A 17,967-nucleotide genomic window follows, 5' to 3' on the forward strand; every position below is an offset into this window, starting at 1 on the left:
CGTAAACGCGAGGTTGACTACATGACCAAGGCCAGCGGCAGCGATTCCAAGAATACGCTTTACTGCTCCTTCTGCGGCAAGAGCCAGCATGAGGTTCGCAAGCTGATCGCCGGCCCGACTGTTTTCATTTGCGATGAATGTGTCGAGCTGTGCATGGATATCATTCGCGAGGAGAACAAATCCTCGCTGGTGAAGTCACGGGACGGGATCCCGACCCCTCAGGAAATTCGCGACGTTCTGGATGACTATGTCATCGGGCAGGGCAGCGCGAAGAAGGTTCTATCGGTCGCCGTTCACAACCATTACAAGCGCCTCAATCACGCATCGAAAAACAACGATGTCGAGCTGGCGAAATCCAACATCCTTCTGGTCGGCCCGACCGGTTGCGGCAAGACCCTGCTTGCGCAGACCCTTGCCCGCATTCTGGACGTGCCTTTCACCATGGCTGATGCCACCACGCTGACCGAAGCCGGTTACGTGGGTGAGGACGTTGAAAACATTATCCTGAAGCTGCTGCAGTCCGCCGACTACAACGTCGAACGCGCGCAGCGCGGCATCGTATACATCGATGAGGTCGACAAGATCAGCCGCAAGGCCGACAATCCGTCGATCACCCGCGACGTTTCGGGCGAAGGTGTTCAGCAGGCACTTCTGAAGATCATGGAAGGCACCGTTGCTTCCGTGCCGCCCCAGGGTGGCCGCAAGCATCCGCAGCAGGAATTCCTGCAGGTGGACACGACCAACATCCTGTTCATCTGTGGCGGCGCCTTTGCGGGCCTCGACAAGATCATTTCCGATCGTGGCACGCAGACCTCCATCGGGTTCAAAGCGCAGGTCCATGCACCGGAAGATCGCCGGATCGGCGAACTCTTCTCGGTACTTGAGCCGGAAGATCTGCTCAAATTCGGTCTTATCCCCGAATTCGTCGGCCGTCTGCCGGTTATCGCAACCCTGGAAGACCTCGACGAGGAAGCCCTGGTTACGATCCTGACGGAGCCGAAGAACGCTCTGGTCAAGCAGTACCAGCGTCTTTTCGAAATGGAACAGGTGGAACTGTCCTTCCACGAGGAAGCCCTCAAGGCGATCGCTCGCCGGGCCATCGAACGCAAGACCGGTGCACGCGGCCTGCGTTCGATCCTCGAAGCCATCCTGCTCGATACGATGTACGAGCTGCCGGGCCTGAAGGGTGTCAAGGAAGTCGTGATCTCACCGGAAGTCGTGAAGGGCGAGGCACGCCCGCTCTATATTTACGAAGACCGGGAAGAAACGTCGGCTACCAGCGCCTGAGGCACTGAAGGCTGTTTCAAGAAACCGTGAATAAATGCCGCTCAACTTGAGCGGCATTTTGTTTTTGGGCGGTCATGCGCTTGTTCGGGGCCGTTTTCCACCGGTGCAATGAGTCGTCAACAGACAAGACTTGTGGGCAGCAACCGATTGCCTTGACACCGGCAGGTCTGGTGTCCACCTAATAGACCTAAGGACGGCTTATGCGGATTGTCGGCGCGCCCATCTGGGGTGCCGTGATCTGGCCTTCAGGACCTTCCGGTTCGGAGCCGTTTTCCAGTGTTTTGGCTGCCTTTTACCGAGTGGGGCCGGGACACGCTGAGAAAGGAAAAAAAATGAGCGACGCAGAAATTCGCGCCACAGATCAGGACAGCACGTCTGTCTACCCCGTCTTGCCCCTGCGCGACATCGTTGTCTTCCCGCATATGATCGTGCCGCTGTTTGTCGGCCGCGAGAAGTCAATCAAGGCGCTCGAAGAGGTGATGACCACCGACAAGCACATTCTTCTGGCAACACAGATGAATGCAGCTGACGACGATCCCAAGCCTGACCAGATTTACAATGTCGGCACGCTCGCGACCGTGCTGCAGCTTCTCAAGCTGCCCGACAATACGGTCAAGGTTCTGGTGGAAGGCGGTGCCCGTGCACAGATCGGCGAATACACCGACCGTGCCGACTATTTCGAGGCCTCCGCAACGGTTCTGCCGGAGCGTGATGGCGAGAACATCGAAGTGGAAGCGCTTGCGCGCTCGGTCGTGTCCGAGTTCGAGAACTACGTGAAACTGAACAAGAAGGTTTCGCCGGAAGTTCTGGGCGCGATCAACCAGATCGACGATTATTCCAAGCTCGCCGACACGGTAGCTTCCCATCTTGCGATCAAGATTCCGGAAAAGCAGGAAATCCTTGGCGTCGTTTCCGTCGCCGAGCGGCTTGAGCGCGTCCTGGGCATGATGGAGAGCGAAATCTCCGTCCTGCAGGTGGAAAAGCGCATCCGTTCCCGTGTCAAGCGGCAGATGGAGAAGACCCAGCGCGAGTACTATCTGAATGAGCAGATGAAGGCCATTCAGAAGGAGCTTGGCGACAGCGAGGACGGCCGCGACGAGGTCGCCGAACTCGAAGACAAGATCAAGAAGACGAAGCTGACCAAGGAAGCACGCGAGCGCGCTGCAGCCGAAATCAAGAAGCTGAAACAGATGAGCCCGATGTCCGCGGAAGCGACCGTCGTGCGGAACTATCTGGATTGGCTGATCGGCATTCCGTGGAACAAGAAGTCCAAGGTCAAGCACGACCTGGCCTTCTCCGAAAAGGTTCTCGACACCGACCACTATGGCCTTGAAAAGGTCAAGGAACGGATCGTGGAGTATCTGGCGGTCCAGAGCCGGGCCAACAAGTTGCGTGGTCCGATCCTGTGTCTCGTTGGTCCTCCAGGCGTCGGCAAGACTTCGCTCGGCAAGTCGATTGCGAAGGCGACCGGCCGTGAATTCGTCCGCATGTCGCTCGGCGGTGTGCGGGACGAAGCGGAAATCCGTGGTCACCGCCGTACCTACATCGGCTCGATGCCCGGCAAGGTCATCCAGTCAATGAAGAAGGCCAAGAAGTCCAATCCGCTGTTCCTGCTCGATGAAATCGACAAGATGGGCATGGACTTCCGCGGTGACCCTTCATCGGCTCTGCTGGAAGTGCTGGATCCGGAACAGAACTCGTCCTTCATGGACCACTATCTGGAGGTCGAATGCGACCTTTCGGATGTGATGTTCGTGACCACGGCGAACACGCTGAACATTCCGGGCCCGCTGATGGACCGTATGGAAGTGATCCGCATCGCCGGTTACACGGAAGAGGAAAAGGTGGAAATCTGCCGCCGTCACCTCATCCCGAAAGCCGAGAAGGATCATGGCCTGCGCGAAGGTGAGTTCACCATCGAGGATGAAGCGCTTCACTTCATCGTGCGCCGCTACACCCGCGAAGCCGGTGTGCGTAACCTTGAACGTGAAATGGCAACCCTGGCCCGTAAAGCGGTCAAGGACATCCTGATGAGCGACAAGGAAAGCATCACGGTGACCAGCGAGGTCGTCGAGAAATACCTTGGTGTGCCGCGGTATCGCTACGGCGAAGCCGAACTGGAAGACCAGGTCGGTGTGGTTACCGGCCTTGCCTGGACCGAAGTCGGCGGTGAGCTTCTCACCATCGAAGGCGTGATGATGCCCGGCAAGGGCAAGATGACCGTCACCGGCAACCTGAAGGACGTGATGAAGGAATCGATTTCTGCGGCGGCATCTTATGTCCGCTCGCGTGCGATTGATTACGGCATTGAACCGCCGACCTTCGAAAAGAAGGACATTCACGTTCACGTTCCTGAAGGGGCTACCCCGAAGGATGGTCCGTCCGCCGGTATCGCGATGGCTACGGCTGTGATCTCGACCATGACCGGCATTCCGGTTCGCCGGGATGTTGCCATGACCGGTGAAATCACCCTGCGTGGTCGCATCCTGCCGATCGGTGGTCTGAAGGAGAAGTTGCTTGCTGCCCTTCGTGGCGGAATCAAGCTGGTTATGATCCCGGAAGACAACGCCAAGGATCTGGCGGATATCCCGGACTCGGTCAAGAACTCGCTTGAGATCATCCCGGTTTCGGGCATGGAAGAAGTGCTGAAAAACGCTCTTGTTCGCTTGCCAGAGGCCATCGAATGGGATGAGTCAGCTCACGAAGCTGCAACCAAGGCGCGAGAAAAGGACGATGACACCTCCGGTGTTCTTGCCCACTAATCGCGACATTGCAGCGCACAAATTGGAAAGCCCCGGGAAAACCGGGGCTTTTCTTTTGAATAATCGGTCAAAATGGCTGTTTTCTGCGAAAAAACCACTTGCGTTTCAGTTCAATTCAACCGAATTTCGCGCAACGGCGCTGACAGGAATCGTCGGCACTCTGCCGTTTCTTAGAAAGGTATCTGCTATGAATAAGAACGATCTGATCGCAGCTGTTGCAGAAAAGACCGGCCTCACCAAGGCGCAGGCAGGCGAAGCAGTTGACGCAACTTTCGAAGCTGTCACCTCTACGCTGAAGAGCGGCGACGAAGTCCGCATCATCGGCTTTGGTAACTTCACCGTTTCCGAACGTGCAGCAACCGAAGGCCGTAACCCGCGGACTGGCGAAACGATCCAGATCCCGGCTTCTAAGACGCCGAAGTTCAAGGCCGGCAAAGGCCTGAAGGACGCCGTGAACGCCTAATAGCGCTCACGAGCGATTTCTTCGCTCAACCCCGTATCCGGAAACGGATGCGGGGTTTTTCCTTGCCTGTTTTCTATTTTTGATTGAGCTCTGGCGAATTGCCATTGCCACATTATATTGCGTTTGTCGTGAGGTGATGCCAATTGCTCGACAGGAGTTGGAATGTCACTGCAAGCCTTGATCCGCAGGCGCCAACGCGCGCTATTTGATGCCTGGGTCCGTGACCCCCTGGTGCAGGTTCAGGTGGAACACCCTGAGGCACTTGGACGCCTCGTGTTCCTCGATGATTTCGACGAGGACGTCCAGACCGGAAAAGCCGGTAGAAGCAGCCTGAAGAACGTAGCAATCGTGCAGAAACCCGGAAACGCGGACGAAAATGCCAGCGTATGGGTGAGGGCGGGGTATTCGTCCTATCAGAAAGCCTGGCTGCGCTTTGTCGAGCAAGTCTACGGCATCAAGGCCGCGCCGTCGGATCTTGCCGGGTACAATATCGACCACCTGCTCAACAAGGCACGTAGTCCCAATAAAGCCGGGTTCATTCGCATCGAAGCCATCAACGATGCCGTCAATCAGGCGTGGGGCGGTTTGTTCGAGCGAGCAGCCAGCAATCCAGAATTCAGTGCCAATCAGAATCGCCTTCGCCGGACGATGTCCTGGATCATCGCCGCCAAGCTCATGGATCAGCCGCCGCCAAAAGGACCGAACGACCAGCAGGGGATTGCCCGTCTGGTTCAGTTCTTCAATCAGAACGGACTTGCCGCGGACAACCCGCAGCGCGGGCTCACCGACATGCTCCAGTTCGCCTACAAGTTCCAATAGACTTAGCGGGCACTTGCGATCACGTCGCGTGCGGCGCGCTGGCCGGAAAGCCAAGCGCCGTGCACTGTTGCCGGATAGTCCTGGGCGGTGGCTTCTCCCGCAAAGAAGACCCTTCCATTGAGGTCGGCAGCCAGTGCTTTTCTTGCTCGCGGCTCCACCCCGACAGGCAGGAACGAGTAGGATCCTCGCGTTCGTTCGTTTTGCTGCCAGGCGGAACTTATGCTGGCGTCAGGCGGCGGTATGTCGCGGCCGAACATCGTCTGAAGCGCTTCGAAGGCTGCCTGTCTGCGATTCTCTTCACCAAGTTTCTCAAGGTTCTGAGCAAATTCGCCGACGTTCAGCGCACATAGAATCGGTTTTCCGGTCACGGGCGAAAGATTCGGCCAATAGGCAAAAGTGTCGGGCTTGCCGGATATGCGGCCGAAGTTGTGGACAGTTTCATCCCAGAAGGTTTCCGGGAACGAGAGATAGATTTTATCAAGCACGCCCATGCGCAGGGAACTGACGGCGTTGCGCTTGTTGTCAGGAAGACCAGGTGAAAAGACGATGTCGCCAGCCTTCAGGACACCCAGAGACACTGCGCAGATTGCAAAATCGGCCTCCAGTACACCGTTCTCAGTTCTTACCGAAACGCCCCTTTGGGAATGGTCGATTTGGTTCACGACGGTTTCGGTCTGGATGGTCAATCCCTCCGCCACCCCCAATGCAATCTTGTCATAGCCCTGCGGAAGCACGGCGTCGGGTCCCTCAAAGGCACCGCCTTCTTCAACGGCTGCAAGCGAAAGGTCGCTCACTGGGGCTGCAAATTCCTGCTCCAGCAGAATATGCGCCATGAAGCCGAGTTCAGCGTCAGTGAGGCTCGACAGGGCCCGTTGCCGGCGTATCTTTTCAATGGCATTGGCTGCCGATATCCGGGTGAGGGAGGTTTCAGTGTCGTCCAGAAAATCTTCCAGGGCGTTCGCGAAAGTCTCGAAGCGTTCGACTGCTCTGCCACCGTTGCCGGTCAGGTCGAAGACCTCCTCGTTGTCGTAGTCCCACTCGAACATCGGCTGTGCGAAGCGCTGCGCGAGCGCAGTGATGGGGTTGGACCGTGTTCCATGGATCCAGCTTGCTCCAAGGTCGAGAGGCACCCCCAACGATCTGTCCGTGTGCAGACGGCCGCCGATCCGGTTACCAGCCTCAAGCACGGTTACGGAGAAGCCTGCGTCTGCAAGTGTTCTTGCAGCCGCCAGACCGGCGATGCCGGCACCGACAACAACCACTCTTTGTCCGGCCACGGGTTGTGATGAGCTTTTTCTGGTCAACAGCGGCAGGCCGGTGAGGGCAGCCAGAATTCCAGTCAGAAACAACCGGCGGGATGTCACCATGAGTGCGGCTTTCTCACGCTTTTGAAGCGGGCAGTTTGCCTGTTTTCGGAGCCGTCATCCACAGGCTTTATCATTGAAACGGAAATCTGAGATTTTGCTCTTGCCAAGCAGCAAACGAGCCCCTAAAAGGCGTCTCACCTCGTTGAGGGCGATTAGCTCAGTTGGTAGAGCGCTTCGTTTACACCGAAGATGTCGGGAGTTCGAGTCTCTCATCGCCCACCATTCCCCTTGTGAAATCCGTCACTTGTAACCAGGGTGCCTGCGCACCGGGGTGTGTTCTGCTGTTTGCTGCCGCCCTCACATTGCCCGGCGGTTCGCTGTTGCGGAATTTCGCACAATTACAGTCATTTCGCTTTGCCGCTGTTGCTGGGTATCCCGGTGGCGGGTTGATTTCGTTTGGCCTTCGAATGGTGAGTTTTCTTTTTCCTTTTTGTCCGATAAACTTCTGCGGCTAAATAAAAAACTCGTTTAAAGGTAGCTACTTGGCAAGATGGGAATCCTAGTTTTCATCAAGATGTTCGGGGCAGTCATGCTGCTCCTTTACGCGGTTCGCATGGTTCGGACAGGTTTTGAAAGGGCGGCCGGGCCAACGTTGAGACGCGCCATCGGCAAGGCATCCTCCGGACCGGTTGCCGGCGCCTTGTCTGGGACAGCGGTTGCCATTTTGCTGCAAAGTGCGACGGCGGTTGCGATCCTGGCGGCGGGATTTGCGACATCCGGCTTTATTTCCACTGCTGCCGGACTGGCGGTTCTGCTGGGAGCCGATCTCGGGTCGGCGCTTGTCGTGCAGTTTCTGGTATTCGATCTCAGCTGGTTGGTGCCGTTGCTTCTGGGCGGCGGTGCGTGGCTGTTCCTGAAGCTCGACGCTCGATCAGCGAAACAGGTCGGACGTATTCTTCTGGGAATCGCTTTCATCCTGATTGCGCTGCAAATGATCGGTGAAGCGACGACGCCGTTGAAGGAAGCGCGGTTCATGCCGCAGTTTGCCGGCTTCCTTGCGCAGGACACACCGACGGCGATGGCGGTTGGGGCGCTTCTGGCGTTTCTGGTGCATTCCAGCGTGGCGGCCGTGCTGATGATCGCAGCCCTGGTGCAAAAGACCGGCCTGCCGCACGAGGCTGCGATTCCACTCGTTCTGGGAGCGAACATTGGCGCCGGCATCGTCGCGGTCTGGCTGACGCGCGGAATGGATCGCAAGGCCAAGCTTTTGCCGCTTGGCAATTTTCTCTTCAGGTCTACCGGCGCAGTGCTGGTCATGCTGGCGCTAAAATTCCAAGATCTGCCTCTTGCTTCGATCAGCAGTGATCCGGCCCAGCAGATCGTTGCCGTTCATGTGCTTTTCAATCTCCTGCTTGTTCTCGTCTGCCTGCCACTGACAAGACCGGTTGCCTGGCTGGTTGAACGCCTGGTGCCCGACAGAGAGGAACAAGAAGAGGCGGATCGGCTGACACCGCAAAGCGCGCTGGACAAGCAACTGGTCGGCAACCCCAGGCTTGCCCTGGCCAGTGCAACGCGCGAACTCTTGCGTATGGGGGAACTGGTCGAGGTGATGGCAAGACCGGTTCTCATGATGCTGGAGAAGGGCAGTGAGCCGGAAATCAGGCGCTTGCAGCAGTTGGATAAGCAGGTCAATGCGATCCACTCCTCGGTGAAACTCTACATCGCGGAGGTGAATCGTGGGGAGCTGACCGGCGAACAGGCTGAGCGCAGCATGGAACTGGTGGGGTTCGCGGTCAATCTGGAGCGCGCTGGAGACCTTGTGGCAAAGAACCTTCTCGAACTTGCCCTGGAGTTGCAGAAGAACAAGATCAGCTTTTCGCAGGAGGGGCTGAAGGAGCTCACCTGGATGCACGACCGTGTTCTGGCGAACATGGAGCTTGCCCTCAATGTGCTCGTTTCGGCGGATGTCGCATCTGCGCGTGAGTTGATTGCAGAAAAGGACAAGATGCGCACCCTGGAACGCGAAAGTCATAATCGGCATCTGGAGCGGCTGAAATCGAAAACGCTTCAGAGCATGGAATCGAGCAACGCCCATCTGGAGGTCATGCGCAGCCTCAAGGAAATCAATTCGCTGTTCGCAGCTGCTGCGGTGCCTATTCTTGCCAGAGAGGGCCTGTTGCGCGATACGCGGCTGGTGCCGGCTGAATAAAACACGGCTGAAGAACGAGAATCTGCGTGGCTCAGGTCGTATTTATGAGCTGGCGAATGTGTTTGAGGCTAAGGCCATCGGAAAACAGCCCGTGGCAACGCGGATAATTCCGTTACGAAACAGGAAGTTATCCACATTGATCGGCAAGGCGGCTCTGGGGAAAACCTGCGATTGGGCGCTTCTTTGTCAAAAAACGGCAATTCGGACGGAATAGGGTGCTTGACTTCCAAAACCAGCCGCCGTACATCAGCGCCACTTCAGGGCGACAACGCGTTGCCTGACGAAGCGGGTGTAGCTCAGTTGGTTAGAGTGCCGGCCTGTCACGCCGGAGGTCGCGGGTTCGAGCCCCGTCACTCGCGCCACTTCCCATAGAAGTGCTTTGGTACTTTCGGGAATTGGCGCATATACCGTGAATGTGCGGGTGTAGCTCAGTTGGTTAGAGTGCCGGCCTGTCACGCCGGAGGTCGCGGGTTCGAGCCCCGTCACTCGCGCCACTCACGGTACCTCTTGTTTCCCCAGACTGTTCAATCGAAAACATAGAGCCTCGCGCAAAGCGAGCGCTTTGCCGCGCGGACAGGCAACCCCTTGGCATTGTCGCCAAGATGGCTATCATGCGTTCAAGGCAGGGGCGACGCAGTCCATTCAAATTTCAGCTCTTTTGGTGTTTGTCTGGCATTTGCTTCGATTCTGCGAGGGGGGTGGAAAACGAACGCAGGTGCGGCATATTTCCTGAAGGGTTGTGCAAAGTTTTTACCTTCCTGCAAACTGGCTGAAATTAAGGATTTGTCGGGGGTAGGTGCGAAACAGGTGCAAACATGGCAAGAGTTTGACCGCATGTGGGTCTTGCGTTGCACCAAGTCGTAAGCTAAGCGTGCGCTCGCATGTTGGTTTCATAACGCCGACGGGCACAGCGTGACCTGCCGGTATAATGAAGGCAACGGGGCGCGCAGCCCTGGCACCGGATCGCCTCCCGATCCGCCTCCATATGCAAGGACGCGAAAGACATGGAAGAACTCTTGCGGGAATATGTCCCGATCGTCGTGTTCATCGGCATTGCGCTGGTGATCGGCCTTGCGCTGCTGATTTCGCCTTTCATCCTGGCCTACAAGAATCCGGATCCGGAAAAGCTGTCGGCCTATGAGTGCGGCTTCAACGCTTTCGACGATGCACGCATGAAATTTGACGTGCGCTTTTATCTGGTCTCGATCCTCTTCATCATCTTCGACCTGGAAGTCGCGTTCCTGTTCCCCTGGGCAACCGTGTTCGGTGACCTGGGCTGGTACGGATTCTGGTCCATGATGGTCTTCCTCGGTGTCCTGACCGTCGGCTTCATCTACGAATGGAAAAAGGGAGCGCTGGAATGGGATTGACCACGACCGAGCCGCTCGTCGCACCGCAGCCGCAGGGTATTATCGACCCGAATACGGGCAAGCCTGTCGGCGCGGATGACGCATTCTTCCTGGAAGTCAATAACGAGCTGGCCGACAAGGGCTTTCTCGTAACCTCCACCGACAACCTCATCCAGTGGGCCCGTACCGGCTCGCTGATGTGGATGACCTTCGGCCTGGCCTGCTGTGCCGTTGAAATGATGCAGATGTCGATGCCGCGCTATGACGCCGAGCGTTTCGGTTTCGCGCCGCGCGCTTCACCGCGCCAGTCGGACGTGATGATCGTTGCCGGCACGCTGACGAACAAAATGGCGCCTGCGCTGCGCAAGGTCTACGACCAGATGCCTGAGCCGCGGTACGTCATTTCCATGGGTTCGTGTGCCAATGGTGGCGGCTACTACCACTATTCCTATTCTGTGGTGCGCGGTTGCGACCGCGTGGTGCCGGTCGATATCTACGTTCCAGGCTGTCCTCCGACAGCCGAGGCGCTGCTCTACGGCGTGTTGATGCTTCAAAAGAAGATCCGCCGCACGGGCACTATCGAAAGATAAGGATCTGCCGCCGAAGAGGCGGCGGATTTTTGAGGGAGTGGGCGCCTGGCGCCCGTTCAACTGACTCTCCGGGTCGCGTCCAGCGGGGCGCAACAAAGACCCGGCAAACTGGATCGATCGGCAGTCGGCACTCAATCGGAACCGGTTGAACGCTGCAGATCTACGAGTGAGGTCGAACACGATGGACGAGACGTTGAAGGAACTCGCTGAGCATATCGAGCTCGGTCTGGGTGAGTCCCTTGTGTCCTGGAAGGTCGAATACGGCGAGCTGACGCTGACCGTAAACGCGACCGACATTCTCGATGCGATCCGCTTTCTGCGCGACAACAGCTCGTGCAAGTTCGTCAATCTGACGGATATCTGCGGTGTGGATTACCCTTCGCGCGAGAAGCGCTTTGACGTTGTCTACCACTTCCTGTCTCCCGTTCAGAACCAGCGCGTTCGTGTGAAGGTCGCAACCGATGAAAATACGCCGGTTGCTTCGCTGACCCCGCTGTTTCCAGGTGCTGAATGGTTCGAGCGTGAAGCCTACGACATGTACGGCATTCTGTTCTCCGGCCATCCGGACCTGCGCCGCATCCTGACCGACTATGGTTTTGACGGATATCCGCTGCGCAAGGATTTCCCGGTTACGGGCTTTGTCGAAGTTCGTTATGACGACGAGAAGAAACGCGTTGTCTACGAACCGGTACGCCTGAACCAGGAAATGCGCTCCTTCGACTTCCTCTCGCCCTGGGAAGGCACGGACTACGTGCTGCCCGGTGACGAGAAGGCAACGACCAACTGAGGGGCGGGGCAGGGATGAGCGAACGGCTTTCAGGTGGGTGTCTTTGCGGCGAGGTGCGGTTTGCCGCAACGCCGGTAGACGGCGAAATGGGAGTCTGCCACTGCGCCATGTGCCGCCGCTGGACCGGTGGTACCTATATGGCTGTCAGTTGCGGATCGATGGACAGTCTGGACGTTCAAGGCAAGGATGCCCTCGGCGTCTACAAGTCATCCGACTACGGCGAGCGGGTTTTCTGCAGCAAGTGCGGTTCCTCGCTGATGTGGCGCATGGCCGACGGCTCGCACGTGAGCGTTTCCGCGCAAGCCTTTGACGATCCGTCCGTTTTCAAGTTCACGTCCGAAATTTTCGTTGACGAACAGCCGGCAAACTACGCTTTCGCTAATGAAACCCGCAGAATGACCGGTCCCGAAGTCATCGCCTATTTCACGCAAAAAATGCAGGAACCTCAAAATGGCTGAGGCTCAGGTTCGTAACTTCAACATCAACTTCGGTCCGCAGCACCCGGCGGCGCACGGCGTGCTGCGCCTCGTGCTTGAGCTCGACGGCGAAGTGGTAACGCGTGTGGATCCGCACATCGGGCTGCTGCACCGTGGAACCGAAAAGCTGATCGAGCAGAAGACTTATCTGCAGGCTGTGCCGTACTTCGACCGCCTCGACTATGTGGCGCCGATGAACCAGGAACACGCTTTTGCGCTTGCAGTCGAACGTATGCTTGGTGTGGAAGTGCCCAAGCGCGGCCAGCTGATCCGTGTCCTTTACTCGGAAATCGGTCGTCTGCTGTCGCATCTTCTGAACGTGACGACGCAGGCCATGGACGTGGGCGCGCTGACACCGCCGCTCTGGGGCTTCGAGCCCCGTGAAGAGCTGATGGTCTTCTACGAGCGTGCTTGCGGTGCCCGCATGCACGCAGCTTACGTTCGTCCGGGCGGTGTTCACCAGGATCTGTCTCGTGACCTGCTCGACGACATCTGGGACTTCTGTGATCCGTTCCTGCAGACGCTTGACGATATCGAAGGTCTCCTGACCGACAACCGTATTTTCAAGCAGCGCAACGTGGATATCGGCGTTGTCGACCTTGACGATGCCTGGGCCTGGGGCTTCTCCGGCGTGATGGTTCGTGGATCCGGTGCACCTTGGGATCTGCGCAAGTCGCAGCCTTACGAATGCTATTCCGAACTTGATTTCGATATTCCGATCGGCAAGAACGGCGACTGTTACGACCGCTACCTGATCCGCATGGAAGAAATGCGCCAGTCAGTCCGGATCATGAAGCAGTGCCTGGAAAAGCTGACGGTCGAAACTGGTCCGGTCTCGTCCATCGACGGCAAGATCGTGCCGCCGAAGCGCGGTGAAATGAAGCGTTCGATGGAAGCGCTCATCCACCACTTCAAGCTCTACACCGAAGGCTATCACGTCCCGGCTGGTGAAGTTTACGCAGCCGTTGAAGCACCCAAGGGTGAGTTCGGCGTCTATCTGGTCGCGGACGGTACCAACAAGCCGTACCGTTGCAAGATCAAGGCGCCTGGCTACAGCCACCTTCAGGCCATGGACTTCCTGTGCCGCGGGCACATGCTTGCCGACGTTTCGGCAGTGCTGGGGTCTCTGGACATCGTGTTCGGTGAGGTCGACCGCTGATGCGGACGGCACACAACCAATTTTCGACCCTGGCAGCCGCCCGTCCGGCTCCGGTCATTTTGACAGAACGGGGATAACACCATGGCAGTTCGCCGACTTGCCGCGGAACAACCAGAAAGCTTCGCGTTCACCGAGAAGAACCTCGACTGGGCAAAGAAGCTGATCGACCGTTATCCGGCAGGCCGTCAGGCCTCCGCGGTCATTCCGCTTTTGTGGCGTGCGCAGGAACAGAACGAAGGTTGGGTGAGTGAGCCGGCAATCCGCTATATCGCGGACCTGCTCGACATGCCGAAGATCCGCGTTCTGGAAGTGGCGACGTTCTATACCATGTTCCAGCTGCAGCCGGTCGGCAAGAAGGCCCATATTCAGGTTTGTGGCACGACACCGTGTCAGCTGCGCGGGTCGGAAGACCTGATCAAGATCTGCAAGAGCCGCATTGCCAAGCACATGCACGAGATTTCCGAGGATGGCATGTTCTCCTGGGAAGAAGTCGAGTGTCTTGGCGCCTGTGTGAATGCGCCGATGGTGCAGATCTTCAAGGATACCTATGAAGACCTGACTGAAGACAGCTTCAACCAGTTGATCGACGATATCGCCGCCGGCAAGGAAGTAACGCCGGGCCCGCAGAACGGTCGCCGTTTTGCAATGGCCGAAGGCGGTCAGACGTCGCTCACTGAAATCGATGACAACACGAAGGGTGAGCTGCCGGTTCCCCACCTGGTCGACGGTTCGGAAAAGGCGTCTCATGCTTTTGCCGGCGCACCGATCAATGCAGGTGGCAACGACTATGATGGCGTGCCGACCCCTGCAGAAGATGCTGTTGCCAAGGTAAAGGCGGCGCATGCAGCCAAATCGGCCAAGGCAAGTGAAGCGCCAGCGGCAGCTGCGCCCAAGAAGGCTGAGGCAAAGGCTGAACCGACCAAGAAAGCCAAGGCAGAAAAAGCAGCTACGCCTGCAGCGCGCAGTCAGAACAAGGGCAAGCCCGATTCCGACGACCGTGCCGAAGTCGAAGTTGCCCGCACAGCAGACACCAGTGGAAGCACCGACGGTCAGGAAAAAGAACCTGAACTTCTGAAGGAAGCGCGCGGCGGCAAGCCGGACGATCTGAAGAAGCTGAAAGGTGTCGGTCCGAAACTGGAAGCGACACTCAACGAACTCGGGTTTTTCCACTTCGATCAAGTCGCCTCATGGGGACCGCAGGAAGTTGCCTGGGTCGACAGCCGCCTGAAGTTCAAGGGCCGTATCGAACGTGATGGCTGGATTGAGCAGGCCAAGGTTCTGGCATCCGGCGGTGAAACAGATTTTTCCAAGCGCGTGGAAGCCGGTGAAGTGGCCTCCTCCAAGAGCGAAGACTAGGGGGAAGAGATGCTGAAGGATCAGGATCGGATCTTCACCAATATCTACGGTCTCCACGACTGGGGCCTGGAAGGCGCCAAGAAGCGCGGACAGTGGGACAATACCAAGGGCCTCATCGACAAGGGGCGCGACTGGATCATTCAGGAAATGAAGGATTCAGGTCTGCGTGGCCGTGGCGGTGCCGGTTTCCCGACCGGCCTGAAATGGTCGTTCATGCCCAAGGAATCCGATGGCCGCCCGGCATATCTCGTCGTCAACGCCGACGAATCCGAGCCGGGCACCTGCAAGGACCGCGAGATCCTGCGCCATGACCCGCACACGCTGGTCGAGGGGTGCCTTGTTGCCGGTTATGCGATGGGTGCCATTGCTGCCTACATCTATGTTCGCGGTGAATTCATCCGCGAGCGCGAGCGTTTGCAAGCTGCGATCGACCAGGCTTATGACGCCGGTCTGATCGGCAAGAACAACAAGAACGGCTACGACTTCGACATTTATGTCCACCATGGTGCCGGCGCTTACATCTGCGGCGAGGAAACCGCGCTGCTGGAAAGCTTGGAAGGCAAGAAGGGCCAGCCGCGTCTGAAGCCGCCGTTCCCGGCAAACGTCGGCCTTTACGGGTGCCCGACCACGGTGAACAACGTTGAATCGATCGCAGTTGCTCCGACCATCCTGCGCCGCGGTGCTGCGTGGTTCTCGGCGCTCGGCCGTCCGAACAACACCGGCACCAAGCTTTTCTGTGTTTCCGGCCACGTCAACAAGCCCTCGACCTTCGAGGAAGAGCTGGGCATTCCGTTTGCCGAGATGATCGACAAGCATTGCGGCGGTATTCGCGGTGGCTGGGACAACCTTCTCGCGGTTATTCCAGGTGGTTCGTCTGTTCCGTGCCTCACGGCAGAGCAGATCAAGGACGCGCCGATGGACTTCGACACGCTGCGCGGTCTTGGCTCCGGCCTGGGGACTGCAGCCGTGATCGTGATGGACAAGTCGACGGATATCATCAAGGCCATTGCCCGCTTGTCCTACTTCTACAAGCACGAAAGCTGCGGCCAGTGCACACCGTGCCGCGAAGGCACGGGCTGGATGTGGCGTGTGATGGAACGAATGGTCAAGGGCGAGTCCTCCTATGAGGAAATCGACATGCTGTTCAAGGTGACCAAGCAGGTCGAAGGCCACACGATTTGTGCACTCGGGGACGCGGCCGCCTGGCCGATCCAGGGTTTGATCAAGAATTTCCGGCCTGTTATCGAGCAACGCATCGATGACTATGTCGCCAAGTCGAAGTCTTCTTCGACCATGGTGGCGGCTGAGTAAGCGGAACGGGATTTGGAGAGCAACGGATGACGAAGCTCATCATCGACGGCAAGGAAGTGGATGTCCCGGCGGACTACACGCTGCTTCAGGCCTGTGAAGAGGCGGGCGCCGAGGTTCCGCGGTTTTGTTACCACGACCGGCTGTCTATCGCCGGCAACTGCCGCATGTGCCTGGTGGAAGTGAAGGGCGGACCGCCCAAGCCGACCGCCTCCTGTGCCATGGGCGTGAAGGACCTTCGTCCGGGCCCGAACGGCGAGCCGCCGGTGGTCGAGACCAAGTCCGAGATGGTCAAGAAGGCCCGCGAAGGCGTGATGGAGTTCCTGCTCATCAACCACCCGCTGGATTGCCCGATCTGCGACCAGGGCGGCGAGTGTGATCTGCAGGACCAGGCGATGGCCTATGGCGTCGACGGTTCCAGGTTCCACGAGAACAAGCGCGCCGTCGAGAACAAGGAAATCGGTCCGCTGATCAAGACGATCATGACCCGTTGCATTCATTGCACGCGTTGTGTGCGGTTCACCACGGAAGTGTGTGGTGTCACCGACATGGGGCTGGTCGGCCGTGGCGAAGATGCGGAAATCACCACCTATCTCGAAGCGGCCCTGTCGTCGGAAATGCAGGGCAACGTGGCAGATCTTTGCCCGGTTGGTGCCTTGACCCACAAGCCTTACGAATTCCACGCCCGTCCGTGGGAACTGACCAAGACCGAAAGCATCGACGTGATGGACGCGGTCGGTTCCGCGATCCGTGTCGACACGCGCGGCAAGGAAGTCATGCGGGTGATGCCGCGGCTCAACGAAGAGGTCAACGAGGAGTGGATTTCCGACAAGTCCCGTTACATCTGGGACGGTCTGAAGACCCAGCGCCTCGACCGGCCTTACGCCAAGAAGGACGGCAAGCTGCAGCCCGTTTCCTGGGGTGAAGCATTCCAGATCATCGCCGAAAAGGTAAAAGGCGCGAGCGCCGACAAAATCGGTGCTCTGGCTGGACAGATGGCAGGCGTTGAGGACATGTTCGCGCTGAAGGCGCTGATGGACAAACTCGGCGTTGCCAACATCGACAGCCGTTTCCCGGGGTCTCCGCTGCATCCGAAGAACGGCCGCGCAAGCTATCTCTTCAACAGCACGATCCAGGGCATTGAAGACGCTGACGCGATCATGCTGATCGGCACAAATCCGCGTCAGGAAGCTCCGGTTCTGAACGCTCGCATCCGCAAGCGTTGGGTCCAAGGCGACGTGACCATTGGCCTGATTGGTGAAAATGCTGACCTGACCTATCCGGTAACATATCTGGGTGCCGGTCCGGACAGCCTGAAGGAATTCGTGAACCACGCTCCGGCAAAGGCCGAACGCCCGATGTTCATCATCGGCCAGGGCGCGCTGAATCGTCCGGATGGGGCTGAAGTGCTCGCGACGCTTGCTGCAGCCGCCAAGGCGCTTGGTGTCGTCAAGGACGGCTGGAACGGTTTCAACATCCTGCACACCGAAGCGTCCCAGGTTGGTGCTCTCGATCTCGGTTTCGTACCGGGCGAGGGCGGCAAGGACACAGGGTCCATGCTGGAGCCGGGTGCACTTGACGTGCTGTTCCTGCTGGGTGTCGACGAAGTTGAAGTTCCGGAAGGCGCTTTTGTTGTCTACCAGGGAACGCATGGTGACCGCGGTGCACACCGCGCCGACGTTATCCTGCCAGGCGCTGCCTATACGGAGAAATCCGCGATCTACGTCAACACCGAAGGTCGCGTCCAGATGGCCGACCGGGCCGCGTTCCCTCCGGGAGATGCCCGTGAAGACTGGGCGATCCTTCGCGCATTGTCCGCGGTGCTTGGCCAGACGCTTGAGTTCAATTCTCTTGCCGAATTGCGCTCAAAGTTGTTCGAAGCTGTTCCGCACATGACGGGCATCGATGCGATCGAGGCAGGTGATGCTGGTGATATCGCCAAGCTTGGCAACGCCAAGGCCAAGATGGATAGCGCAGGCTTCGCCAACGTGATCCGCGACTTTTACCTGACCAACCCGATCGCTCGCGCGTCCAAGACGATGGCCGAGTGCTCGGCGCTCGCCAAGACGCGAGCGGCAGAAGCAGCAGAATAAGG

Annotated in this window: 14 protein-coding genes and 3 tRNA genes; 16 read left to right on the plus strand and 1 reads right to left on the minus strand. The window is 58.1% G+C overall.

The annotated features are described in order from the left end of the window. The first annotated feature begins 21 nt into the window (after window positions 1-21). The 4 genes from clpX to HCG46_RS15425 all read left to right on the plus strand — a co-directional run bounded on the left by clpX (window position 22) and on the right by HCG46_RS15425 (window position 5,331). A complete protein-coding gene (gene clpX / locus HCG46_RS15410; protein WP_022998421.1) occupies window positions 22-1,287 on the plus strand; it encodes an ATP-dependent Clp protease ATP-binding subunit ClpX in 1,266 nt (421 codons plus the stop codon). Window positions 1,288-1,619: 332 nt separating this feature from the next. Then, a complete protein-coding gene (gene lon, locus HCG46_RS15415; RefSeq protein ID WP_168686753.1) occupies window positions 1,620-4,049 on the plus strand; it encodes an endopeptidase La in 2,430 nt (809 codons plus the stop codon). A 187-nt stretch (window positions 4,050-4,236) separates the two neighbouring features. Beyond that, the gene (locus HCG46_RS15420; protein WP_031268410.1) at window positions 4,237-4,512 is read left to right on the plus strand and encodes an HU family DNA-binding protein; all 276 of its coding nucleotides are present in this window, start codon (window positions 4,237-4,239) and stop codon (window positions 4,510-4,512) included. A gap of 162 nt (window positions 4,513-4,674) precedes the next feature. After that, window positions 4,675-5,331 carry a hypothetical protein gene (locus tag HCG46_RS15425; protein ID WP_168686754.1) on the plus strand — a complete coding sequence of 219 codons (657 nt, stop codon included), beginning with the start codon at window positions 4,675-4,677 and terminating at the stop codon, window positions 5,329-5,331. A gap of 2 nt (window positions 5,332-5,333) precedes the next feature. On the opposite strand, the gene HCG46_RS15430 is transcribed toward HCG46_RS15425, so the two are convergent. Then, a complete protein-coding gene (locus tag HCG46_RS15430) occupies window positions 5,334-6,698 on the minus strand; it encodes an FAD-dependent oxidoreductase (protein ID WP_168686755.1) in 1,365 nt (454 codons plus the stop codon). Between the two features lie 146 nt (window positions 6,699-6,844). Here HCG46_RS15430 and HCG46_RS15435 point away from each other — a divergent pair. The 12 genes from HCG46_RS15435 (at window position 6,845) to nuoG (ending at window position 17,965) form a co-directional block, all read left to right on the plus strand. Next, window positions 6,845-6,920 (plus strand) — tRNA-Val (locus HCG46_RS15435). A gap of 268 nt (window positions 6,921-7,188) precedes the next feature. After that, window positions 7,189-8,847: a Na/Pi cotransporter family protein gene (locus HCG46_RS15440; RefSeq protein WP_168686756.1), complete on the plus strand. Its 1,659-nt coding sequence runs from the start codon at window positions 7,189-7,191 to the stop codon at window positions 8,845-8,847. Between the two features lie 285 nt (window positions 8,848-9,132). After that, window positions 9,133-9,209 (plus strand) — tRNA-Asp (locus tag HCG46_RS15445). A gap of 55 nt (window positions 9,210-9,264) precedes the next feature. After that, a tRNA-Asp gene (locus HCG46_RS15450) sits at window positions 9,265-9,341 on the plus strand. Window positions 9,342-9,851: 510 nt separating this feature from the next. Then, window positions 9,852-10,217 carry an NADH-quinone oxidoreductase subunit A gene (locus HCG46_RS15455; protein ID WP_006934719.1) on the plus strand — a complete coding sequence of 122 codons (366 nt, stop codon included), beginning with the start codon at window positions 9,852-9,854 and terminating at the stop codon, window positions 10,215-10,217. Beyond that, a complete protein-coding gene (locus HCG46_RS15460; RefSeq protein WP_006934718.1) occupies window positions 10,208-10,786 on the plus strand; it encodes an NADH-quinone oxidoreductase subunit B in 579 nt (192 codons plus the stop codon). The genes HCG46_RS15455 and HCG46_RS15460 overlap by 10 nt, the downstream gene beginning before the upstream one ends. Window positions 10,787-10,967: 181 nt before the next feature. Beyond that, complete coding sequence (locus HCG46_RS15465; protein ID WP_022998427.1) at window positions 10,968-11,573, plus strand: NADH-quinone oxidoreductase subunit C; 606 nt, start codon at window positions 10,968-10,970, stop codon at window positions 11,571-11,573. Between the two features lie 14 nt (window positions 11,574-11,587). Further along, the gene (locus tag HCG46_RS15470) at window positions 11,588-12,031 is read left to right on the plus strand and encodes a GFA family protein (protein ID WP_077292762.1); all 444 of its coding nucleotides are present in this window, start codon (window positions 11,588-11,590) and stop codon (window positions 12,029-12,031) included. Continuing rightward, entirely contained in the window at window positions 12,024-13,208 is a 1,185-nt protein-coding gene (locus tag HCG46_RS15475) for an NADH-quinone oxidoreductase subunit D (RefSeq protein WP_022998429.1), read from the plus strand. Before HCG46_RS15470 ends, HCG46_RS15475 begins: the two co-directional genes overlap by 8 nt. An 81-nt stretch (window positions 13,209-13,289) precedes the next feature. Next, window positions 13,290-14,564, plus strand: a complete 1,275-nt coding sequence (locus HCG46_RS15480) for an NADH-quinone oxidoreductase subunit E (protein WP_168686757.1) — start codon at window positions 13,290-13,292, stop codon at window positions 14,562-14,564. Between the two features lie 9 nt (window positions 14,565-14,573). Next, window positions 14,574-15,875 (plus strand): NADH-quinone oxidoreductase subunit NuoF, encoded by a 1,302-nt coding sequence (gene nuoF, locus HCG46_RS15485; RefSeq protein WP_022998431.1) that lies wholly within the window; start codon window positions 14,574-14,576, stop codon window positions 15,873-15,875. 26 nt (window positions 15,876-15,901) lie between these two features. Then, window positions 15,902-17,965, plus strand: coding sequence for an NADH-quinone oxidoreductase subunit NuoG (nuoG, locus tag HCG46_RS15490; RefSeq protein WP_062488657.1), 2,064 nt, complete (start codon window positions 15,902-15,904; stop codon window positions 17,963-17,965). Window positions 17,966-17,967: the final 2 nt, after the last annotated feature.

The sequence above is a fragment of the Labrenzia sp. PO1 genome (genome assembly GCF_012273635.1).
Taxonomy (GTDB): Bacteria; Pseudomonadota; Alphaproteobacteria; order Rhizobiales; family Stappiaceae; genus Roseibium; species Roseibium algicola.